This is a genomic window from Pseudomonas frederiksbergensis (assembly GCF_003732705.1).
Lineage (GTDB): Bacteria > Pseudomonadota > Gammaproteobacteria > Pseudomonadales > Pseudomonadaceae > Aquipseudomonas > Aquipseudomonas frederiksbergensis_F.
In genome coordinates this window covers 39,911-62,642 of sequence record NZ_MOBR01000027.1, presented here as the reverse complement: position 1 = coordinate 62,642, position 22,732 = coordinate 39,911, and the positions used below count along the sequence as shown (strand labels likewise).

Sequence of the window (22,732 nt, the reverse complement as noted above, 5' to 3'; positions counted from 1 at the left end):
GCGCCGGTCAGCGGCGCTCGATCGGTTCGATCACCTGCAACGCGAGGTTGCCTTTGTGCGAGCCCATCTTGACCTTGAACGCAGGCACGCCGTTGGCGCGCATGATCATTTCTTCCGGCATCTCGACCGGGATGATGTCCCCCGGCTGCATGTGCAGGATGTCCCGCAGGCGCAACTGACGACGGGCCACGGTGGCGCCGATCGGCACATCCACGTCCAGCACATCCTGGCGCAAGGCGTTGACCCAACGTTCGTCCTGGTCATCGAGGTCCGACTGGAAGCCGGCATCGAGCATTTCGCGCACCGGCTCGATCATCGAGTACGGCATGGTCACGTGCAGGTCGCCGCCACCGCCATCGAGTTCGATGTGGAACGTGGACACCACGATCGCTTCGCTCGGGCCGACGATATTGGCCATGGCCGGGTTCACTTCCGAGTTGATGTACTCGAAGTTCACTTCCATGATCGCCTGCCAGGCTTCTTTCAAATCGATGAAGGCCTGCTCCAGCACCATGCGCACCACACGCAGTTCGGTCGGGGTGAATTCACGCCCTTCGATCTTCGCGTGACGGCCATCGCCGCCGAAGAAGTTGTCCACCAGCTTGAACACCAGTTTGGCGTCGAGGATGAACAGCGCGGTGCCGCGCAACGGTTTGATCTTGACCAGGTTGAGGCTGGTCGGCACGTACAGCGAGTGCACGTATTCGCCGAACTTCATCACCTGCACGCCACCCACGGCAACGTCCGCCGAGCGGCGCAGCATGTTGAACATGCTGATGCGGGTGTAGCGGGCGAAACGCTCGTTGATCATCTCCAGGGTCGGCATGCGTCCGCGGACGATCCGATCCTGGCTGGTCAGGTCGTAACTTTTGACGCTGCCGGGTTCGGAAGCGGTATCGGTCTGTACCAGACCATCGTCGACGCCATGCAACAGCGCATCGATCTCATCCTGGGACAGCAGGTCCTGCACGGCCATGTCGTGTTCCTACTGCAGTACGAAATTAGTGAAAAGCAACTGTTCGATCACCACTTTGCCGAGCTCTTTCTGCGCCACTTCCTGGACGCTCGCGGTGGCCTTCTGGCGCAACATTTCCTGGCCGACCGGCGTCGCGAGTGTGGCGAAATCCTGGCCCGAGAACAGCATGACGAGATTATTGCGAATGACCGGCATGTGCACTTTGAGCGCCTCCAGATCAGCCTGATTGCGACCCTGCAGGGTGATACTCACCTGCATGTAGCGTTGGCGGCCGTTCTGGTTGTAGTTGGCGACGAAGGCTGGCGCCATCGGCTCGAAAACCGCCGGCTGCTTGCCGGTCGGGGCAGTTTCAGCCGCCACGGCAGGTTTACTCTGGGCGCTGTGCATGAAGTACCAGGTAGCCCCCACGGACAAACCGATCGCCAGCAGCACCGCCACCACGATCGCAATGATCAGCTTGAGTTTGCCTTTGGTTGCAGGGTCTTTAACCACTGCTGCTGCTTCGCTCTTCGCCATGCCAATAATCCGTCACTATTCAGGTTTTCACAGTCGCACGGCAAGGCAAGAGCAAGTGTTATGCCAGAAGTGTCGGGGAGGGAGTCGAGCTGTTAGAGATGATCGTTCCCACGCTCTGCGTGGGAATGCCTCAATGGACGCTCCGCGTCCGCTTCGGTGGGGACGCGGAGCGTCCCGGGCTGCATTCCCACGCAGAGCGTGGGAACGATCAGGAAGAAATCAGGCGTAGTAGTCGACGGCGCTGGAACCGATGATGCTGGTGGTGCTGGCCGCGACCTCCGCCACTGTTGGAACGATCTCATCGTCCATGGCATCAACCCGGCCACCACTGGCGCTGGCACGACCGCTCTGACCTTGCTGGGCCTGCTGCTCCTGACCCTGGCCCTGCCAGCCACGGGACTGGTCGGACACGTTGACATCGACCTGACCCATGCCCTGTTGCGCGAACATGTCCCGCAAGCGATGCATTTGTCCGTCCAGCGCTTCGCGAACGCTCGGATGAGCACTCATGAACGTCACCTGGGTTTGCTGGTCCGGCATCATGTTCACCCGAATATCCAGACGCCCCAGCTCGGCCGGTTGCAACTGAATGTCGGCGGCCTTGAGATTGGCGCTGGACAGGTACATGACCCGGTTCACCACTTCTTCCGTCCAGCCGCTCTGATGCATGGCAATCGGCTGATTGACCGGCAGCGCATTGGCGGTTTTCGGCGTGGCGGCCTGGGTCAACGCTGCCAGACGACTGGCGAAATCATCGACGCGGGTATCGCCGCTGGCGGACGTCAGGTCCTTGAGACCTTCATTAAGCAACCCACTGAAGGCCTTTTCACCACCGCTCTGGCTAGTGCTGTCCTTGTCGGCCTTCACATCGAGCATGGTCGCCATGCCGGCGGCAAAGTTCTGCGCCGAGGTCAGGTCGCCATCGGCGGAAGCCTGGGCCGGTGTCGTTTTGGCCTGGGTCTGGCTGGACGCGGAGACGTGACCGCTCTGCTCCATCGCCATGCGCAGGGCAGGCAATGCATCGAGAGGATCGGACTCCGGATCGAAATCTGTGTCGGTGGTCGCGGCGGGTTGCGCCGGTGCGGCCGTCACGGTGGCGGCAACCGCCGGCAACTCGACTTGCGGTTGTGCGTCAGTGACCACGGCTGGCACCTCGGCCACTGGCGCGGGAGCCACGGGCTGAACCGCTTGCATCAGGGCAGGGTCCAGCGTCGGGTCAACCGGCGGAGCATCGACGGCGACCGGCGTATCGGCAGCGTCGGCGTCACTGTCGCTGGCGCTCTTGTCGTCCTTGGAGGACGGCGCCGGTTTATCGGCGGGCAAGGATTTGCCGCTATCGGCAACCGTCGGCTTCGGGGCGGCAGACTTATCGTTGCTGACGTCCTTTTTACCTGGACTGTCCGGGGTTTTGTCCTTGCTCGGTTTGACTGGCGCGTCAGCCACCATGGAGGGCTTGTTCTGGGCCTGATTGGCGAAGACGTTGGCGAAGCTGGATGCTTTATCCCCAGGCTCAGCGGCCACCACAGGGGCATTGGCGGAGGCGGCTTGAGGCTTGGCCTTGGCAGCGGGCTGAAGAAGCAAATTGGGGGTAACGGGCATGACGCGGTCTCCGCTGCACTGGGATCGTAGGTACAGTTGCGAGAGATAACTGCAAAGGTCGAGCCAGGCCAGCCAAATAAAATCTAAAAGCGCCGGGCGGTCGCATTGTCGGCCAGTGAGCGCTGACGCTCGGCTTCGTAGAGAGGGCGGACGATGGCGAATTCACCGTCGATTTCCCTGACCAGTTTTTCGATGCCGGCGAGGCTTTTTTGCCGGGCGCGCTGCTCCAGCTCGTTGCAAAGCTCGGCCAGACGAGTGGCGCCCATGTTGCTGCTGCTGCCTTTGAAACTATGGGCAGCGTTCATCAGTTGCGCAGCATCTTCAGCTTGTCGCAGGACGCGCAAACGCTCTTCGGAGTCGGCGATGAAGGTATCCAGCAAGGTTGGATACTCGTCCTCCATCACTTCCTGCAACGCGCTCAGCACGTCGTGGTCCAGATGTGTGTCAGCCACTTGTTCACTCCTTGATCAAGAATTCGCGGATTATGCCAGAGCCTCCCAGTAAAACTCCACGTGCGCACTACGACCATCGTCGGACCAACTCGCCTTGCGGCTCAACTGGCGGATCAGACTGACACCGCGCCCCGAAAGACGGACGCCCTCCACGGGCCGCGCCATCACCCGCGCCACATCGAAACCCTTGCCACTGTCATCGACCCGAATGCTCAGGCGGCCACCCTCACCTTCGGGCGTCACCTGCAAGTGCAGCCGTACATAGCCGTCCTGCAATTGGTCCAGTCGTGTATTGCGTTCCTGATAATAACGCGCAAAACCCAAGGCATCGCGTTTGAGGCTGGAGTCCAGGCCGAGCACCCCGTGCTCCAGGGCATTGGAATACAGCTCGGCCAGGACACTATATAACGCGCCACTTTGCGCCCTCAGGCCATGGACTTCCAGCAGCAATTGCAGCAGGTACGGCAGCGGATTGAAGCGTTTGAGGGTCGCGGCACGAAACTCGAAACTCACCGACCAGTCCAGCGGACAGGACTGGCCGCTGTCGGAATACACCAGCGCCGGCGGGTTCAGCTGTGCCGCTTCCAGCAGGCTGACCTCGACCATGCTCACGTCATCCCGGGCTTCGCCACGGAAGTCGCGCAGGGCCTGCTCGATTTCTTCGAACAACGCATCGGGCTGACGATTGGCGGCAAACACTTCCTCCAACCGCTCGATGCCAAACAACTGTTCGTTGGCATCGCAGGTATCGATCACCCCGTCAGACAACAGGAACACCCGATCACCGACCGCCATCGGAAACACTTCCGTACGATCGTTAAAGGTTGGCGGGCTCAATACACCCAATGGCAAATGCCGCGCCTTCAGCGGCGTACGCTCGCCACTGGCGTTGCTGTGCAGGTAACCGTCCGGCATCCCGCCATTCCAGACTTCCACCGAACGGCGCTGGAAGCTCAGGCACAGCAGGGTTGCGCAACAGAACATGTCCACCGGCAGGATGCGTTTGAGCTTGGCATTCATCTCCCGCAGCATTTCGGACAAGCCGTAGCCCTTGGCGGTCATGCCATAGAACACCTCCGCCAGCGGCATGGCGCCGACGGCGGCCGGCAAGCCATGGCCGGTGAAATCGCCGAGCAGCACGTGCATGTCGCCGGCCGGGGTAAACGCGGCCAGCAGCAAATCACCGTTGAACAGCGCGTAGGGCGATTGCAGATAGCGGATGTTCGGCGCGTTCAGGCAGCCGGAATGGGCGACTTTGTCGAATACAGCCTTGGCCACCCGCTGCTCGTTGAGCAAGTACTCGTGGTGCCGGGCGATCTGGTCACGCTGTTCAAGCACGGTGGCTTGCAAACGGCGCAAGCGGTCCATCGCCTTGATCTTGGCGGCGAGAATCACCTGGTTGTAGGGCTTCGCCAGAAAGTCGTCGCCGCCGGCCTCCAGACAACGGGCCAGGGCTTCGCTTTCGGTCAGCGAGGTCAAAAAGATGATCGGCACCAGGGTTTCCCCGGCCAGTGCCTTGATCTGCTGCGCCGCCTCGAAACCGTCCATTACCGGCATCATGGCGTCCATCAACACCAGTTGCGGGCGTTGCTCGCGGAACGCGGCAACCGCTTCGGCACCGTTGGCCGCCGTCAGCACCTGATGGCCCTGACGCCGGACGATACTCGACAGCAGCATGCGATCGGCCGCGCTGTCTTCAGCGATCAGGATCGTCAGCGGTTCGAACAAAGACAGCATGGCGGTCACGCCACGTCGAAGATTTGTTCAAAGTTGGAGATCGCGAGAATCTTGCGCACATCGGCATTGGCGTGGGTCAACTTGATCTCGGCGTTCTCGCCACCGGCGTGATCACGCAACAGCAACAACATGCCGAGCGCCGAACTGTCGAGGTAGGTAGCGTCCTTCAGGTCCACTTCGAAGGACTCGGGTTTTGGTTCAAGATTTTCGTAGGACTCGCGAAATTCCTGGTGCTTGGCAAAATCGAATCGTCCCTTGATCGAAATCGTCAGCTTTTGCCCATCTGGAGAGACTTCTGTAACGACTGACATTTAACGGCTTCCTTGTCATTGAACAACGTGTGTACAAGGTTTAGCACTTGGCGGGGGCGGCGGCAAGGCGGGAAGTATCAGTGGTTCGCTAATCCTTCGGTGAATGTGGCGGCCCCTTCGCGAGCAAGCCCGCTCCCACATGGGATTTATGCCACCCCGCAGCCCCCCCTGTGGGAGTGAGCCTGCTCGCGAAGAACGATAACGCGGTCCATCTGACTTAATACGGATCTTGGCGCGGCAACCTCTGGGACAGTTCATCCAGCAACTTCTGCTCGCGCCGGTCTTCGAGCTTGCGCGCTTCATCCATGTAGCGCTGGACCAATTTGCGCAAGCCTTCGACCCGGGCAAACGCCTGCTGCCAGGCGTCCCGCGCTTTGTTCAGATTGTTTTGATGCCAGACCAGGCTCTGTCGTTGCTGATCGATGGCCGTGCCCAGTTGCGCCAAAAAGCCTTGGTAACCCAACAGCCATTGGCCGGAAACGCCACTGCTGCCGCGCACGATCCACTGTTCCTGGTAGTCGAGGCGGAAGGCTTCAAGGTCATCGAGCTTGCTTTGCGCCAGGCGAACCTGGCCCTGGAAGTGCCCCAGACGCTGGACCGCAGCTTTTTCAGCCTTTTCGGCCATATCCACCACGGGCGCCAGGCGCCCTGCGCGACTTTGGGCCATGGCCGGTTAGCCGCCGGCCGCTGGGGCGAAGATCGTGCCGAGGTAGGCTTCGCTTTCACCCAGGCTGATTTTGTCGTTCAGCCCCTGGCGCAGGTATTTGACCAGTTGCGGTTGCAGGGAAATCGCCAGGTCGGTTTCCCGATCGCCGCCGGCCACGTAGGCGCCAACGCTGATCAAGTCGCGACTCTGTTGATAACGCGACCACAACTGCTTGAAGTATTGGGCGCGCATCATGTGTTCCGGCGTCACCACCGACGGCATGACCCGGCTGATCGACGCTTCGATGTCGATGGCCGGGTAATGACCTTCCTCGGCGAGGCGCCGGGACAGCACGATGTGGCCGTCGAGCACCCCTCGCGCGGCGTCGGCGATCGGGTCTTGCTGGTCATCGCCTTCGGACAATACGGTGTAGAACGCAGTGATCGAACCACCGCCCTTCTCCGCATTACCGGCCCGCTCCACCAGTTTCGGCAACTTGGCGAACACCGACGGCGGATACCCCTTGGTCGCCGGCGGCTCGCCGATGGCCAGGGCGATTTCCCGCTGGGCCTGGGCGAAACGGGTCAACGAATCCATCAGCAACAGGACGTTCTTGCCCTTGTCGCGGAAATACTCGGCGATGCGCGTGCAGTACATCGCGGCGCGCAAACGCATCAGCGGCGCATCGTCCGCCGGGGACGCCACGACCACTGAACGCTTGAGCCCTTCTTCACCGAGGATGTGCTCGATGAACTCTTTAACTTCACGACCCCGCTCACCGATCAGCCCGACCACGATAATGTCGGCCTCGGTAAAGCGGGTCATCATGCCCAGCAGCACGGATTTACCGACACCCGTACCGGCGAACAGGCCGAGACGCTGACCGCGACCGACCGTCAACAAACCGTTAATGCTGCGAATACCCACGTCCAGCGGTTCGCTGATCGGGTGGCGTTTGAGCGGGTTGATCGTCGGGCCGTCCATCGGCACCCAATCTTCGGCTTTCATCCCGCCCTTGCCGTCCAACGCGCGACCGGCGCCATCGAGCACCCGCCCGAGCATGCTCATGCCCATCGGCAAACGCCCGGTATCGGCCATCGGCACCACGCGCGCGCCGGGGGCAATGCCGGCGACGCTGCCCACCGGCATCAGAAACACCTTGCTGCCGGAGAAGCCCATGACTTCGGCTTCGACCTGCACCGGGTGATAGCTGTCGTCGTTGATGACCATGCAGCGGCTGCCCATGGCGGCGCGCAGGCCCTCGGCTTCGAGGGTCAGGCCGACCATGCGCAGCAGGCGTCCTTCAAGGATCGGCGCGCCCGCCAGTTCCGTGGCCTCGGCATAACTGCCCAGGCGCTTGGCAAAACTGGTGCGATCAAGGCGCATCAGGGGTGTCCGGTTCCGCTGGCAATTCTGGCTCGGCCGCAGGCTTGGCTTCGATCGGCAGTTCAAGGCTCATGTCCGGTTCGGCCGGGTGCAGGGCTTGTTCATGCAATTGATCGAACAGCTTGTCCATGACCCGGGCGACACGGGTTTCGACAGTGGCATCGATCCGACTGTGCTCGGTTTCAACCCGGCAACCACCGGGCAACAGCGCTTCGTCCTCGACGATGCGCCAGGTTTCTTCATGGCGCTCGCGCAGGGCTTTGACCTGTTCGAAATCCTGGGGATTGATGTACAGCCGCACATTGCCCACGCCCAGCGGCAACAGCTTGAGGGCTTCGCGCATGACGCTTTCGATTTGCGTGGAATCGATGGCCAGTTCGCGCTGAATCACCTGTTTGGTGATGTGCTGCACGAGATCAACCAGGGATTTTTCGATCTGGGAGTCCTGCTCGGCGATCGGCTCGAACAGGTTGGCCATCAGCTGTTCCAGCCCGGCAATCTTGGCCGATAGCGCTACGTCGGCTTCCTGACGAACCTTGAGCGTAGTGCTGTGAAACCCTTCTTTTTCACCCGTGGCGAAGCCTTCGTTGTAGGCCTCCTGACGGATGCTTTCGAGTTCTTCCAGGGTCAGTGGCTGGACTTCTTCCAGCGGCACTTCTTCCATTTCCGGCGGTTCGGGCTCGGGTTCCGGCTCGGGCTCCGGCACATGCGGGTCGAAGCTGGGCAACGACCACACGTCGAAACCGCTGACCCCTTTGCCACGGATCAGGTCGGTGTTGGACTCATCATGTTTGGACGACATAGTGACCTTAGATCATCTCTTCGCCACCCTTCCCACCGAGAACAATTTCTCCGGCTTCGGCCATACGGCGGGCAATGGTGAGGATTTCTTTCTGCGCGGTTTCCACGTCGCTGACACGCACCGGGCCTTTGGCCTCCAGGTCGTCGCGCAACAGTTCGGCCGCTCGTTTGGACATGTTCTTGAAGATCTTTTCCTTGACGCCTTCGTCCGACCCCTTGAGGGCCAGCACCAGCACGTCGGAAGACACTTCGCGCAGCAACGCCTGGATCCCGCGGTCGTCGACATCGGACAGGTTGTTGAACACGAACATGAGGTCTTCGATCTGACCGGACAGGTCTTCGTCGACTTCGCGGATCGAGTCCATGAGCTGGCCTTCGATCGAGCTGTCGAGGAAGTTCATGATGTCGGCCGCACGCTTGATACCACCCAAGGTGGTGCGCGAGGCATTCGAGTTGCCGGAGAACTGCTTCTCGAGAATCTGGTTGAGTTCTTTCAGGGCCGCTGGCTGCACGGTGTTCAACGACGAGACGCGCAGGATGATGTCCAGGCGCACCTTGTGGTCGAAGTTGCCGAGCACTTCACCGGCCTGGTCCGGGTCGAGGTACGCCACGACGATCGCCTGGATCTGTGGGTGCTCGTAACGGATCACGTCGGCAACGGCGCGCGGTTCCATCCACTTCAGGCTGTCGAGGCCGCTGGTGTTGCCGCCCAGCAGGATGCGGTCGATCAGGCCGTTGGCCTTGTCCTCGCCCAGGGCCTGGGTGAGCATTTTGCGCACGTAGTCGTCGGAGCCGACGCCCAGGCTGGTCTGGTCGCCGACGATGTCGACGAACTCGCTCATCACCTGCTCGACCTGCTCGCGGTGCACGTTACCCATTTGCGCCATGGCCACACCCACACGCTGGACCTCTTTAGGCCCCATGTGGCGCAGCACTTGGGCGGCGTCGGTCGAACCCAGGGACAGCAGCAGAATCGCGGCTTTATCAACCCGGGACAGTTTGGCGACAGCGGCTCGGTTATCACTCATCTGCGTTAATCCACTCTTTCACGACCTGGGCCACACGACCCGGATCTTCTGCCACCAAACTCTTGATTGCATTCAGCTGTGCGTCATAGCCTTCGCTCGGGCTCGGCAACAGGATGCTTTGCGGGCCGCCGAGGCTGACGCGGTCGTTGGCCAGTTCGCCGTCCAGGCCGCCCATGCCACCCAACTCGACGTCGCTGCCCAGACCGGCCAGCTGTTTGCCTTTGCCGCCACCGGTGATGTTGTTGAGCACCGGACGCAGCACACCGAACACCAGCACCAGGATGAACAACACACCCAGCACTTGCTTGACGATGTCCCAGAACCAAGGCTGGGAGTAGAACGGAATATCGGCAATCACTTCACCGCGTTCTGCGGAGAACGGCATGTTGATCACGCTGACGCTGTCACCACGGCTGGCGTCGAAACCGACGGCGTCCTGCACCAGGCGAGTGAAGCGCGCCAATTCGTCGGCGCTCCACGGCGCGCGAGTGGTTTCCCCGTTGGCCGCATTGATCTTGACCTGGTCATCCACCACCACTGACACCGACAGGCGATTCAAACGGCCCTGTTGCTGCTTGGTGTGGCTGATGGAGCGGTCAAGCTCGAAGTTCTTGGTGGATTGTTGACGCTTGTCCGCCGGGTAAGGAGCAAGCATAGGCTGCCCGGTAGCCGGGTCCATGATTTGCTGACCATTGGCATCGAGCAACGGCTGACCTGGCTGCACCATGCCGGCCGACGCGGTAGCGCCACCGGTGGTTTGCGGCGCGGAGGCTGGCGACGGTGGCTGGTTGCTCAGAGCACCCGGCACGCCTTGCGGGCCATTGCTGGCGGTGCGCTGTTCAGACGTCGATTGCTCGCTGCGCAGCGCCGGTTGATCCGGGTTGAACTGCTCGGAGGTCGATTCGACGGCGCTGAAATCCACATCGGCCGAGACTTCAGCTTTATAGCGGTCGTTACCCAGCACCGGTTGCAGGATGTTGTGCACACGCTGGGTGAGCATGCTTTCCATACGGCGGCTGTAATCGAATTGCTTGCCGGCCATGGTCAGTTCGGAGTTCTCCGCCTGATCGGACAGCAGGTTGCCCTTCTGGTCGACAACGGTGATCTGCGACTTGCTCAGTTCGGGAACGCTGGTGGCCACCAGGTTGATGATCGCCAGCACTTGGCCTGGCTCCAGGGAGCGACCGGAATACAGTTCAACCAGAATCGAAGCGCTCGGCTTGCGCTCATCGCGCACAAACACCGAGCTTTTCGGAATCGCCAGGTGCACGCGGGCACCCTTGACGTTGTTCAGGCTGGAGATGGTACGCGCCAGTTCGCCTTCGAGGCCGCGACGATAACGGGTCGCTTCCATGAACTGGCTGGTGCCCAGGCCCTGATCCTTGTCGAGGATTTCAAAACCGATGTTGCCGTCGCTGGGAGTGACACCAGCGGCCGCGAGCTTGAGCCGCGCACGGGACACATCATCGGCCTTGACCAGCAAGGCACCGGAGTTGGGTTCAACGGTGTAAGGAATGTCAGCGGCGGCCAGGGTTTCCATGACCTGCTTGGCGTCCATACCGGCAAGACTGCCGTACAGAGGCCGGTAGTCCGGCTGCTGCGACCACAACACCACGGCAAAGCCAATCGCCACGCTCGCGGCCAGGCCGACCAACAGGCCCACCTGACGCAACATGGTCATCTCGGAGAGGTTTTCCAGGAAGGACAGCCCGAACAGCGGCGGTTTGCCGTCTACTGGGGTGGCCTTGGCCGGAACATTATCGGCGACTGCTTCTGCCATGACTCAATCTCGTCCTTAAACCGGCATCTGCATGATGTCTTGGTAAGCCTGAACCAGCTTGTTACGCACTTGGGTCAACGCCTGGAAAGAAACGCTGGCCTTCTGCGAAGAAATCATCACATCCGTCAGATCAACGCCGCTCTTGCCAATTTCAAAGGCACTGGACAGCTGATTGGACGCCTGCTGGGTGTCGTTCACTTTATTGACGGCCTGACCGAGCATATCGGCAAAACTGCTGCCCCCCAGTTCGGGAACGGCGGCAGTCGATTTTGGCGCAGACATGGCATCCATTTGCATGGAGCGCATGTCCAACATCAATCGATTAAATTCAATACCTTGGCTCATGGTCTACTCTCTCTGGCGACCCGCAATTTTTTGACACTCACTCGGCGGGTACTGAGGTGTTAGCAACAAGGGTGCCAGCTCGGTTGCCTCGTTTCACAAAAGCCTTTGCAGGTTGCAAAACCAGTGTGGGAGCGAGCCTGCTCGCGAAAGCGGTGTGTCAGTCAACATTTAGATATCTGTCACTGCGCCTTCGCGAGCAGGCTCGCTCCCACTTGCGTCAACTTTCAGGTGGCAAACAAATACGCTTCCACATCCATCCCGGCATCGCGCATTTGCGCCAGTTTGTAGCGCAAGGTACGCGGGCTGATACCCAGGCGTTCGGCGGCCTCTTTGCGGCGGCCGCGCTCGGAACGCAGGGTGTCGATGATCATCTGGAACTCATGGCGGCGCAGGTCGTCGCCCAAGGCGCTGGCCGATTCGACCTCGACTTCCACCGCCCGCACAGGCGCCAATGCGGGTAACGGCGCACAAGCGACGGGCCCCGACAGGCAGAAGTCTTGCGGCTGAATCAACCCGCCCTGCTGCAGAATCAGTGCGCGCTGGATGGCGTTATCCAGCTCGCGAACATTCCCCGGCCACGGATAACCGATCAGGCACGCTTGCGCTTCGGGCGACAGTTTCGCCGCCGCATGCTTCATTTTATTGACGTGTTTGGCCAGAAGACGCTCGGCCAGCGGCAGGATGTCGGCGGTGCGCTCACGCAACGGACGCCAGGCCAGCGGAAAAACCGACAGCCGATAGTAAAGATCTTCACGAAAACGCCCCGCCGCCACTTCACCGGCCAGATCACGGTTGGTGGTGGCCACGACCCGGATGTCCAGGCTGATCGGCTTGCGTGCGCCGACCCGCTCCACTTCCCTTTCCTGCAACACCCGCAGCAATTTGGCTTGCAAGCCCATGGGCATTTCGGAGATTTCGTCGAGCAGGATGGTGCCGCCGTCAGCCTGTTCAAACTTGCCGGCCTGGGCGGCGATAGCCCCCGTGAACGAGCCTTTCTCGTGGCCGAACAGTGTGGCCTCGAGCATGTTGTCGGGGATCGCCGCGCAGTTGATGGCGATGAACGGTTGGTTGGCGCGATGGGAATGCTGATGGATATAGCGCGCCAGCACTTCCTTGCCGGTGCCGGACTCGCCAGAGATCAACACCGTGGAATCGCTGCGCGCCACGCGTGCAGCCAGTTCGAGCAGTTGCGCACTGGCCGGCTCGAAGGCAATCGGCCCCTCGCCGTCGGTGGCGCCGAGACTGCCCAACGCATGACGCGCCACCAGATCGAGCAAGGCCTTGGGCTCGAACGGTTTGACCAGATAATCCGCCGCGCCCTGGCGCATGGCATCGACCGCACGCTCCACCGCGCCGTGGGCGGTCATCAGCAGCACCGGCAGTTGCGGCTGGCGCGCCCGGAGCAATCCGAGCAGCTGATGCCCGTCCATGCCCGGCATGTTGACGTCACTCACGACCAGATTGAACGCCTCGACGCCAACCGCCGCCAGTGCTTCTTCCGCTGAACCGACAGCCTTGTAATCGTGCCCCGCGAGCAGCAGCGTATCCGCCAGTGCTTCCCGTAGCGCGCGGTCATCCTCGACCAGTAAAACCTTGATTGCCATGTCCTTCACTCCGCATCCGATGCGCTGGTAAACAACGGCAGGGACACCAGCGCACAGGTGCCGCGACCGAGCCGCGAGCGCAACTGCAATTCTCCCTGATGAGCGCGAGCCACTGCCTTGACCACGGTCAGGCCCAGGCCGGTCCCGGTGGTTTTTGTGGTGAAAAACGGCTCGCCCAGGCGCGCCAACACCTTGTCATCAATCCCGCTGCCGCTGTCGCTGACACACAAGCGCAAGTTGTTGCCACGGGTATAGAGATGAACCTTGAGGCGCACGGCACCGCCACTGGCCTGAATCGCATTCTCGATCAAATTCAGAATCGCCCCGACCAGGGTGTCGCGATTGCACAGCAACTCCCCGGCATGACTGTCGCACTGCCAGCGAATCGGCAGCTCCTGGACATGGGTCAGCGCCGCCGCTTGCAGCGACTGCATCAGTTCCTTGGGGGTGACGCGATTGGTCAGCGGCAGTTCGCCGCGGGCGAACACCAGCATGTCGCGCACTTGATGCTCCAGCTCATGCAGACGCTCTTTCAAACGGCCGGCGAAGCGTTGCTGGGTGGCGACCGGCAACTCCTGCTCAGTCAAATGACTGGCGTACAGCAGCGCGGCGGAAAGCGGTGTGCGAATCTGATGGGCCAGCGAGGCCACCATTCGCCCCAGGGACGACAGGCGTTCATGGCGAGCCAGTTGACCTTGCAGCTGACGGGTTTCGGTCAAGTCGTTGAGCAACACCAACTGACCGGGCTCGGCATCCAGCGAACGGGTGGCGATCGACAGACGCCGACCGTCCTTGAGGGAGATTTCATGACCGTCGTCTTCACGGGGCGCAAAACAGCGCGCAATCACGTGGCGCCACAGCTCGCCTTCAAGGGGCAGGCCGAGCAACTCGCACGCCGCCGGGTTGGCTTCGCGCACCATGCCCTGGGCATCGATCACAATGACGCCGCCGGGTAACAGATCAAGGAGGTTTTGCAGCCGGTTGGCCAGGCGTTCTTTTTCCGCCAGTTCCTGCATGCGCTGGGCGCTGACCACCGCCAGTTCGCCCTTGAGCTCGGTGACCCGGGCTTCGAGCATGCTGTAGGAGTCAGTCAATTGGCTCGACATCTGGTTGAACAGGGCAAACGCCTGCTCTAGGCCAAGCCGGCTTGCCTGCTCTACGGACGACGGTTGCCCCGAAGCGTCAGGGACAGGAGACATCTGGGCGGCTTGGGGCATCGTGCTCTCTCGCTTGGCTGACCGTCAGTGAAACGGAACGTTGCGAGAGCTGTAGCAATACCCGTGCCTAAAAAAAACCGCCTACAAATGAAGGACTTGAAAAACAGGCGTCAATCATCCGCCTGTTCATCACCATCACGACGACTCATACCGTACTTGCGCATCTTCTCCACCAGGGTGGTGCGACGAATACGCAGACGTTCGGCGGCGCGCGCCACAATGCCATTGGCATCATCCAGCGCCTGCTGAATCAGCCCCTGTTCCAGACCACCGAGGTAGTCCTTCAGGTCCAGGCCTTCGGGCGGTAGCAGCGCATTGGCGGTGAAGTCCGGCGTATGACCATTGATGGCCACCCGCTCTTCCAGATCGCTGCGCAGGCTGTCGACCAGTTGTTCGTCTTCGTCATCGACGTAGCGGAATTTCTTCGGTAACTCGACCACACCGATCACCCCGTACGGATGCATGATCGCCATGCGCTCCACCAGGTTGGCCAGTTCACGGACGTTGCCCGGCCAGCCGTGGCGGCACAGGGACATGATCGCGGCCGAGTTGAAACGGATCGAACCACGCTTCTCGTGCTCCATGCGCGAGATCAACTCGTTCATCAGCAGCGGGATGTCTTCGACACGTTCGCGCAGCGGTGCCATCTCGATCGGGAACACGTTCAGGCGATAGTAGAGGTCTTCGCGGAAGGCGCCGATCTCGATCATGCTTTCGAGATTCTTGTGGGTCGCCGCGATGATCCGCACATCGGCGCTCTGGGTCTTGTTGCTGCCCACGCGCTCGAAGGTGCGCTCTTGCAGGACCCGCAGCAGCTTGACTTGCATCGGCAACGGCATGTCGCCGATTTCGTCGAGGAACAGCGTGCCGCCGTTGGCCAGTTCGAATCGTCCGGCACGACTGGTGATCGCCCCGGTAAAGGCGCCCTTCTCATGGCCGAACAGTTCGCTTTCCAGCAACTCGGCCGGGATTGCGCCGCAGTTGACCGGAACGAACGGCGCGTCACGACGCTTGGAGTGGTAGTGCAAGTTGCGCGCGACCACTTCCTTGCCAGTACCCGACTCACCGAGGATCAGCACGCTGGCATCGGTGTCGGCCACTTGCTGCATCATCTGGCGCACGTGCTGGATCGCCCGGCTGGTGCCGACGAGGCTGCGGAACAGATTGGGTTCACGGTGACGACCGCGCTCACGGGCCTGGTCGTACATCTCGCGATAGACCTGGGCACGGTGCAGGGAGTCGAGCAACTTGCTGTAGCTGGGGGGCATTTCGAGCGTCGAAAGCACTCGGCGACGCTGGTCTTCAGGCAGGTCAACGGAAGAATTATCGCCCATTAACAAAACCGGAAGGAACTCATCCCAGGTTGAGAGTGTCTTTAACAGGCCCAAAAGCGCACCAGGAGCACTGACTGTCCCGATTAGTACGCAAATGACTTCACGACTTGATGACAACGAGCCGACCGCCTGCTGCCAGTCATGGCTGCCGCAGGGTAAATTTTCTTCACCGAGAAAATTTAAAATCACCGCTAAATCGCGGCGACGGACGCTATCGTCATCAATCAGCAGAATTTTGGTTTCACGCCACATGCAATAGCAACTTCCCTAGTCAACTCAATGCCCGAAATGAGGGGGCAAGCTAGACGCTTGCAGACACGTTATGCCTGTAGACGCCTGAAATCTGGATACAGCCACTAGTTAAGTCAAAAAACCGTGCACAGTCAAATTTATGGCGCACTAGTTTGGATTAACCGGGGATTAATTAACCAAACAGATGGTAAACCTTTGCAGCGTTTTGCGCTTGGTGGATCTGAGACATCTCGTCGACTATCGCCTGTCTCTCCCCCATCGCCACCTCAAGAAGCTCCTTGTAGACCCCCAGCAACTCCTCAAGATTGGCGCGCAACGCCACCTCGTCCAGCGAAGCTTCACTCAAGACATCTTCCATGCAGGAACGGCAATCCAGGTCCAATTGACCGATAGCCTCCCAGTTGCGCTCGGCCAATGCACCGACCAACGCTTCACGGGTTTGTTCGATTCGCTGCAATACAAGACTCATGGTGATCTCCTTAAAACTGCGGACCAGGCGCGGCGATGGCGTCCCAGCCTTCTTTAACCGTGCGCAGCAGACCGTCGACTTCATCGAGAATCCGCGGGTCGCTCTTGATGTTCGCCTCGGCGAGGCGCTTCATCATGTAAGCGTAGAGACGGTCGAGCTCACCGACGGTGTCGGCGGCTTTTTCCAGGTCCAGGCCTTCACGCAAGCCGCCGATGATGCCGATGGCCTTGCCGATGGAAGTTCCCTTGCCGGGAATGTCCTTGCGCTCCATCGCGCCTTTGGCCTGGGCAATGCGATCCAGGCCGCCTTCCATCAGCATCTGCACCAGGCGGTGCGGACTGGCTTCGGACGTCTGGGCCTGCGCCCCGATCTTCTGATATTGCCGAAGGGCTAACATCGGATTCATTTTCTACCTCATTGCCACTCAATGACTCGTATGACCAGTGTATCGCCTGCAAACCTGGAAACTTTAGATCAGAAGACAAAAACCCGGCGCACGCCGAAAAGCGTAGCCGGGTTTTTGTCGTCAGCCCATGACTACTTGGCGGACTGCTGAGCGTTCAGCGACGCGAAGAAGCCAGTGATGCTGCTGGCGGTGGCCTTCATCTGGCCGACCAACAGGTCCATCGCGTTGTACTTGGCAGTCAGCGACGCCGTCAGGTTGGTCACCCGCAGGTCCAGCGCCGTCTGCTGAGTGCTCAGATCCTTTTGGATCTTGCCCAGGTTGCTGCTGCGCTGATCGAGGATACCGCCCGTCTGGGAGTAAGGCGTGATCGCCGCCGACATGCGCGCCAGCAGGCCGTTTTTAGTATCAGTACCGGTGAACAGGTTCTGTACCGAACTGCTTATCCCCGGGGTCGCCATGGCCTTGGCGTACTTGGTCGCGTCAATGGTCAGCGTACCGGTCTTCTGATCGGTCTGAATACCCAACTGCGACAGCACAGACAACTGCCCGCCCGCCCCAGGAGCCACCAACTCATCGCGCACAGCCGTGATCAGGTTACGTGGCAGGGAGTCACCGGTCAGCGCCGCGCCGATGGTCGGGTTACCCTCATCATCCAGGCTTGGCTTGGTCAGCGTGGTCAGGGTGTTGATCACGGTGTTGTAGGCATCGACGAACGTTTGCAGAGAGGTTTTCAGGCCGTCGGTGTTGGTACCTACCGACACGGTCGACTTACCTTGAGCCAGCAGCGTCATGCTGATACCGCCGACCGCCGAACTGACCTTGTTGCTCTTGCTGGTAACGGTCAGGCCATCGATCAGGACCTTTGCATCCGCGGCCAGGCCACCGATGTTGCCGGATGCCCCAGCGGCTGGCGTAGCACCCAGGCTATTGGTGCCATCGATTTCCAGGCCGGCGATACCGCTGACCGAAAGATCGGAACCTGCGCCGGTCACCGTCGAACCGATCACCAGGCGTGAACCATTGGCGTCGGTGACGATGTTGGCGGTGATGCCCTTGCCTTGCAGCGTGGTGTTGATTGCGTCACGGGTCGACTGCAGGGTCGCGCCGCTAGCAATGGTCACCGGGTAATCAATACCATTTTGACTGATTTTCAACGTACCAGTCGGAATGGCACTGGTAGCACCACCAGCAAAAGCAGCACTGGCCACTTTCGAGCCGGTCGCCAGGTTTACCACTTCAACGTTATAGCTACCGGTTACCGCGGTGTTGTCCGAGGTTACGGTCAAGGTCGCCGGCGTGCCGGAAGTCGCGGTAAAACCGGAAAACGACGGCGTATCACGCTTGCCGAGGTTGGTCATTGCAGTCTGGAACGCCGCCAGGGCGGACTTCAACGAACCGGTAGCAGAAATCTTGGCCGTGTTGATCGTCGTCTGATTGGTGATCAGCGTCTGTTTGGCCGATTTGTCGGAGTTGACCAGCGCGGTCACGATCGCACCGATGTCGAGACCGGACCCTAGACCCGAACCCGGTAGAATTGGACTTGCCATGTGCATCTCCCTATCTGTGTGTCGCCGGTCTTTTGACCACTATGCGCGGACAATGATCGTACAAACACGTTTCATGCCAGTGTCAGGCTTTGGCATCGAACAAAACATTACTGGCGTTGTGCAGGCTTTCAGCCAGTTTCATGGCTTCAGCCGACGGAATCTGTCGAATCACTTCACCGGATTCGCTGGCAATCACCTTGACGATGACCTTGCCGGACGTTTCATCGATGGAAAATTCGAGGTTACGCTTGACCGACTGAACAAACTTTTCGATCTCCTGAACGGCCATTTTCAACTTATCCGAGTTGTCCGAAGTGTCCGAGTTGTCTGAATTCGAGCTTTTTGCAGTTGCAGCGACAGCCTGGGGAAATTCGGCGCGAGGCGCATCCACCGGCTTATCGGTATTACTGACCGCCGGTTTAGCGGCCGGGTAAGACAAGTTCAGCTTTACGCTCATGTCCATGACCATCACCTCTTAAACGGAAAAAGCGAGAGAGCACGCAAGCGCACTCCCCCGCCAAAACTCAATCCGATCTTACTGAAGCAGTTTCAGTACAGCGGATGGCAGCTGGTTAGCCTGGGCCAGAACAGCGGTGGAAGCTTGTTGCAGAGTTTGCTGTTTGGTCAGGTTAGCGGTTTCTGCGGCGAAGTCGGTATCTTGTACGCGACCTTGAGCAGCAGTAACGTTTTCAGTGATGTTTTGCAGGTTGGAGATGGTGCTGGTCAGACGGTTTTGCGAAGCACCCAGGTTTGCACGGGTTGCACCGATGGCAGCGATTGCAGCGTCGATCGCGGTGATCGCGTTGTCGATGTTGGTTGCAGCGGAACCAGCACCCGAAACAGCGGTGGTACCGGTCAGAGCCAAAGTACCGCTGCCTACGGACAGGCTGACGGCGTCGAATTTCGAGCTCAGAGTCAGGTCGATGTGGTTAGCCGAACCAGTGTTGGCGCCAACCTGCAGGGTCATGGTGCCAGCCGAACCGTCCAGCAGTTGCTTGCCGTTCAGGTTGGTCGAAGCCGCGATACGAGTCAGTTCGTCAGACATCTGAGCGAATTCAGCGTTGGTTGCGGTCTGGTCAGCAGTGCCGTTGGTGCCGTTACGTGCTTGTGTAGCCAGTTCACGCATACGTTGCAGAATGTTGGTCGATTCTTGCAGAGCGCCTTCAGCGGTCTGAGCCATCGAGATACCGTCGTTGGCGTTTTTAACCGCAACAACCTGGCCGCGGATCTGCGAGGACATACGGTTGGAGATCTGCAGGCCGGCAGCGTCGTCTTTAGCGCTGTTGATTTTCAGGCCGGAAGACAGACGAGACATCGAAGTCGACAGAGCGTCGGAAGCGCGGTTCAGGTTTTTCTGAACGTTCAACGACGTGGTGTTGGTGTTTACTGTTAAAGCCATGACGAAATCCTCGTTGGTTGGGTACTGCGGCTTCCGGCCCTGGCAACCGCCGGGTATGGCCTAGAGAACCTTCGTAATAGTTATCGTCGGGAATGCAGGTTGCTTGAGGGCTTTTTTAAAAAATATTGCCATCACACTGCCACCCCCTACAAAACAAAGGCTTAGCGGCCCCTCACCCGCTGAAAAATGGCGCCATAAAACCGTCCGATAACCAAACATCCCGACCAGAGCCATTTCACGGCTTTCAAACGTGAACGCTTTCCAGCAAATCCACCGACTCATACTCCATAAAGTCGGCGAGCCCCAACCAATCCTGGCGCTCCTGACATTCCAGCATGTGCGTGAGTACCTGGGTCCATTTCAACTGGATGTCCCGGGGCGCCGTCGACAACAACCGCTGCGCCTCATCGAATACATCCACCATGGTCAATGCCGCTTCGACATCACGCCCCAGTCGAAACAGGCGTGCGCACTGCCGGCATTCGTCAACGCATTGCTTCAGGACACTCATTGCACGAACTCCTGATTGAACCGGGTGCCGGCAATCAACGCGCCCGCCCGACTGCTGTTAAAGAAACGCACCTCGGGGTGTCCGGCGATGTAGCGTTCCAGCTCACACAGGTAACTGCGGAAATTGAGCTGCGTGCGGACCCGTTCACCATGCCCGTCGCGCACCCAGTGCCGGGCCAGGTTCACCCCGGGTCCCAGATCACCGTCGTTCCAGCCGGCGTGGGTCTTGTTCATCGGGAAGGCGAAGTCAGCACCAAACAACGTAATGCGCTCGGCGCCCATCTTCACGGCCAGGTCCACCGCTGGATGAATCACGCTGCCGCCCACGTACAGTTCTGCCCTGGGGTATTGGCGACGTAACGAGGCGTAGACCGGGCTGGCAGAGTAGCCGCCATAACGCTTGCCCTTCCAGGCCCGCAACACCTGCGGATCACTGAGCGGCAGGTACACCAGCGGAATGCCGTCGGAGTCCTCGCAGGGCAAGTGCCGGAAACTGATGCGCTGGTCGATGCTCACTACCAGATCGGGTTTGATCCCGTGTTCGAGAAGCGGTCGATAGGCGGTGTCGACACAAATGAACAACGGCCGCTGTGCCTGCTCACGCACCTTTGCCAACTGTTCAAAATGGCTTTCAAGGCTGGGCCCGGTGCCGATCACGTAGATTTCCCGGCCTGCACAAGTACCGAACAGCCGCGCGACATCATCGTCGGCGAGCAGCACTTCAAGGCTGTCCTGCAAACGCTGGACGATGGCCGGGGACTGCGGGTCGAAATCACGGTTGTTGAAACTCAGGTGCACTTCGCTGACCAGGCGATCGCGAATCTTCGCGTTGAAGTCGTCCGCCAGCACCATTTCCGAGGGCAGCGCGAAAAACGGCGTGTAGATATCCGCTTGATCACCGGCATACATCAGCTCTACCCGCGGGTCGTCGAGCCATTGCCGCTGGTCGAGCAGTTGCAGCACCAGGGCAAACAGGGCGCCGTTGAGGATATGCACGTACAACCGCTCCAGCGCCTCGCGCTCCAGCAGGACGCTCGGCAAGTCCCCCAGGCCGGTGCCATAGACATGCAGCTGCGCCTTGTCCGCCGGCAGGCTGGCGGCCTGCACTTGGGCCTCGCGGAGCCGATCATGACGACTGGTAAGTTGAATACCGCCGATACTCAGCGTCGACCCCTGCCCTTCGGTCAACTCGGCCGGGATCGCCGTGGTGTCTTCGAACATCAACCGCGCAAACAGGTTCGGCCAGCGCCGTTCGATCACCCGGGCATTATCGTCAAAGCATTCGCTCATGCGGCCTCGCTTTTCGTACAGGCAAAAAAATAGCGTTCAAGGGATAACCTTGAACGCTATTTTTATATCAGGTTGTGGCTCACGGACGATAGATGATCGCCGAGCCCCACGACAGCCCTACACCAAAACCGCTCAGCGCGACGCGCTTCCAGTCCGAGTCGAGGACGTGCTTTTCCAGCAACAGCGGAATACTCGACGACACGGTATTACCGGTCTCGACCATGTCCTTGATGAATTTCTCCGGCTCACCTTCAAAGCGTCGGGCCACTGCATCGACAATCGCCGCACTGCCCTGGTGGATGCAGAAGGCATCGATATCGTCAGCTTTCAGGCCGGACTCATCGAGCAGCTCATGCAAATGCGCAGGGACCTTAAGTAGCGCGAAATTGAAGACCTGGCGACCGTTCATGTAGAACACGCCATCGGTAACCTTCAAATGCGGCGCGCCGGAACCGTCGGTGCCGAACTTGGCCTTGCCCAACTGCCATGGCGCACCCTCGCCCATCCAGGTGGCGGTGGCGGCATCGCCGAACAGCATGGTGGTGTTGCGGTCTTCCGGGTCGACGATCTTGGAATACGGATCGGCGGTGATCAGCAGGCCGTTCTTCAGGCCCGTGGCTTCCATGAAGCCCTTGATCGCGTAGAGGCCGTAAACGTAGCCCGAGCAGCCCAGGGAAATATCGAACGCTGCCACGCTGGTCGACAAACCGAGCTTGTCCTGCACGATGGCGGCGGTGTGTGGCAGGCCTTCTTCATCACCGTTCTGGGTGACGACGATCAGCACGTCGACGGCTTCACGCTTCAAATCGGGGTTGTTGGCGAACAGCGCATTGGCCGCTTCGACACACAGGTCCGAGGTTTCTTGCTCAGCGTCTTTGCGCGGCAGGAAGGCCGAACCGATCTTGCCCAGGATGAACTCTTCATCCTTCTCGAATTTTGCACCTTGTGCGTAATTGTCCACGCCGGCTACAGGAACGTAGCTCGCAATGCTTTTTATGCCAATCATTACGGCTTCCCAATAATAAACAGCCCAATACCACCGCTCGCAAGGAATCGAGGGGCGCCGACATACAAAGATTTTCAGCCGCCCGAAATGGGCGACAGCGGGAAGCGTCAAGAGCTATCAC

General features: G+C 60.0%; 23 protein-coding genes. All 23 read right to left on the bottom strand.

Annotated elements, in window-relative coordinates; genetic code table 11:
* Positions 1-7 precede the first annotated feature (7 nt).
* The 23 genes from fliM to BK667_RS23930 all read right to left on the bottom strand — a co-directional run bounded on the left by fliM (position 8) and on the right by BK667_RS23930 (position 22,611).
* A complete protein-coding gene (fliM, locus tag BK667_RS24040) occupies positions 8-976 on the bottom strand; it encodes a flagellar motor switch protein FliM (RefSeq protein ID WP_092271441.1) in 969 nt (322 codons plus the stop codon).
* Between the two features lie 9 nt (positions 977-985).
* Positions 986-1,492: a flagellar basal body-associated protein FliL gene (gene fliL, locus BK667_RS24035; RefSeq protein WP_123509142.1), complete on the bottom strand. Its 507-nt coding sequence runs from the start codon at positions 1,490-1,492 to the stop codon at positions 986-988.
* 219 nt (positions 1,493-1,711) lie between these two features.
* Positions 1,712-3,091, bottom strand: coding sequence for a flagellar hook-length control protein FliK (locus tag BK667_RS24030; RefSeq protein WP_123599119.1), 1,380 nt, complete (start codon positions 3,089-3,091; stop codon positions 1,712-1,714).
* Between the two features lie 83 nt (positions 3,092-3,174).
* Complete coding sequence (locus BK667_RS24025; RefSeq protein WP_123509140.1) at positions 3,175-3,543, bottom strand: Hpt domain-containing protein; 369 nt, start codon at positions 3,541-3,543, stop codon at positions 3,175-3,177.
* A gap of 30 nt (positions 3,544-3,573) precedes the next feature.
* Positions 3,574-5,280: a fused response regulator/phosphatase gene (locus tag BK667_RS24020; RefSeq protein ID WP_221179178.1), complete on the bottom strand. Its 1,707-nt coding sequence runs from the start codon at positions 5,278-5,280 to the stop codon at positions 3,574-3,576.
* A gap of 5 nt (positions 5,281-5,285) precedes the next feature.
* Positions 5,286-5,591, bottom strand: a complete 306-nt coding sequence (locus tag BK667_RS24015; RefSeq protein ID WP_123509139.1) for an STAS domain-containing protein — start codon at positions 5,589-5,591, stop codon at positions 5,286-5,288.
* Positions 5,592-5,808: 217 nt separating this feature from the next.
* Complete coding sequence (fliJ, locus tag BK667_RS24010) at positions 5,809-6,258, bottom strand: flagellar export protein FliJ (protein WP_123509138.1); 450 nt, start codon at positions 6,256-6,258, stop codon at positions 5,809-5,811.
* Between the two features lie 6 nt (positions 6,259-6,264).
* A complete protein-coding gene (gene fliI, locus BK667_RS24005; protein WP_123409185.1) occupies positions 6,265-7,623 on the bottom strand; it encodes a flagellar protein export ATPase FliI in 1,359 nt (452 codons plus the stop codon).
* Positions 7,613-8,425, bottom strand: a complete 813-nt coding sequence (gene fliH / locus BK667_RS24000) for a flagellar assembly protein FliH (protein WP_123509137.1) — start codon at positions 8,423-8,425, stop codon at positions 7,613-7,615. Before fliH ends, fliI begins: the two co-directional genes overlap by 11 nt.
* A 7-nt stretch (positions 8,426-8,432) precedes the next feature.
* Positions 8,433-9,452 (bottom strand): flagellar motor switch protein FliG, encoded by a 1,020-nt coding sequence (fliG, locus tag BK667_RS23995; protein WP_003184041.1) that lies wholly within the window; start codon positions 9,450-9,452, stop codon positions 8,433-8,435.
* Entirely contained in the window at positions 9,445-11,232 is a 1,788-nt protein-coding gene (gene fliF, locus BK667_RS23990; RefSeq protein WP_123409187.1) for a flagellar basal-body MS-ring/collar protein FliF, read from the bottom strand. The genes fliG and fliF overlap by 8 nt, the downstream gene beginning before the upstream one ends.
* Before the next feature lie 15 nt (positions 11,233-11,247).
* On the bottom strand, positions 11,248-11,577 hold the full coding sequence (gene fliE / locus BK667_RS23985) for a flagellar hook-basal body complex protein FliE (RefSeq protein ID WP_054049322.1): 330 nt from the start codon (positions 11,575-11,577) through the stop codon (positions 11,248-11,250).
* Between the two features lie 224 nt (positions 11,578-11,801).
* Complete coding sequence (locus BK667_RS23980) at positions 11,802-13,181, bottom strand: sigma-54-dependent transcriptional regulator (protein ID WP_123599118.1); 1,380 nt, start codon at positions 13,179-13,181, stop codon at positions 11,802-11,804.
* 5 nt (positions 13,182-13,186) lie between these two features.
* Complete coding sequence (locus BK667_RS23975) at positions 13,187-14,380, bottom strand: sensor histidine kinase (RefSeq protein ID WP_185058272.1); 1,194 nt, start codon at positions 14,378-14,380, stop codon at positions 13,187-13,189.
* A gap of 128 nt (positions 14,381-14,508) precedes the next feature.
* Entirely contained in the window at positions 14,509-15,984 is a 1,476-nt protein-coding gene (locus BK667_RS23970) for a sigma-54 dependent transcriptional regulator (protein ID WP_123509133.1), read from the bottom strand.
* 172 nt (positions 15,985-16,156) lie between these two features.
* Complete coding sequence (gene fliT, locus BK667_RS23965; RefSeq protein ID WP_054049314.1) at positions 16,157-16,453, bottom strand: flagellar protein FliT; 297 nt, start codon at positions 16,451-16,453, stop codon at positions 16,157-16,159.
* 10 nt (positions 16,454-16,463) lie between these two features.
* On the bottom strand, positions 16,464-16,859 hold the full coding sequence (gene fliS / locus BK667_RS23960; protein WP_123509132.1) for a flagellar export chaperone FliS: 396 nt from the start codon (positions 16,857-16,859) through the stop codon (positions 16,464-16,466).
* A 131-nt stretch (positions 16,860-16,990) separates the two neighbouring features.
* Positions 16,991-18,406 (bottom strand): flagellar filament capping protein FliD, encoded by a 1,416-nt coding sequence (gene fliD / locus BK667_RS23955; RefSeq protein WP_123509131.1) that lies wholly within the window; start codon positions 18,404-18,406, stop codon positions 16,991-16,993.
* Positions 18,407-18,488: 82 nt separating this feature from the next.
* Positions 18,489-18,869: a flagellar protein FlaG gene (locus BK667_RS23950; protein WP_123509130.1), complete on the bottom strand. Its 381-nt coding sequence runs from the start codon at positions 18,867-18,869 to the stop codon at positions 18,489-18,491.
* 72 nt (positions 18,870-18,941) lie between these two features.
* Positions 18,942-19,805 (bottom strand): flagellin domain-containing protein, encoded by an 864-nt coding sequence (locus tag BK667_RS23945; protein WP_123509129.1) that lies wholly within the window; start codon positions 19,803-19,805, stop codon positions 18,942-18,944.
* A gap of 244 nt (positions 19,806-20,049) precedes the next feature.
* On the bottom strand, positions 20,050-20,316 hold the full coding sequence (locus BK667_RS23940) for a hypothetical protein (RefSeq protein WP_123599116.1): 267 nt from the start codon (positions 20,314-20,316) through the stop codon (positions 20,050-20,052).
* Complete coding sequence (locus BK667_RS23935) at positions 20,313-21,605, bottom strand: motility associated factor glycosyltransferase family protein (RefSeq protein WP_123599115.1); 1,293 nt, start codon at positions 21,603-21,605, stop codon at positions 20,313-20,315. Before BK667_RS23935 ends, BK667_RS23940 begins: the two co-directional genes overlap by 4 nt.
* 79 nt (positions 21,606-21,684) lie before the next feature.
* On the bottom strand, positions 21,685-22,611 hold the full coding sequence (locus BK667_RS23930; protein ID WP_123509126.1) for a ketoacyl-ACP synthase III: 927 nt from the start codon (positions 22,609-22,611) through the stop codon (positions 21,685-21,687).
* Positions 22,612-22,732: the final 121 nt, after the last annotated feature.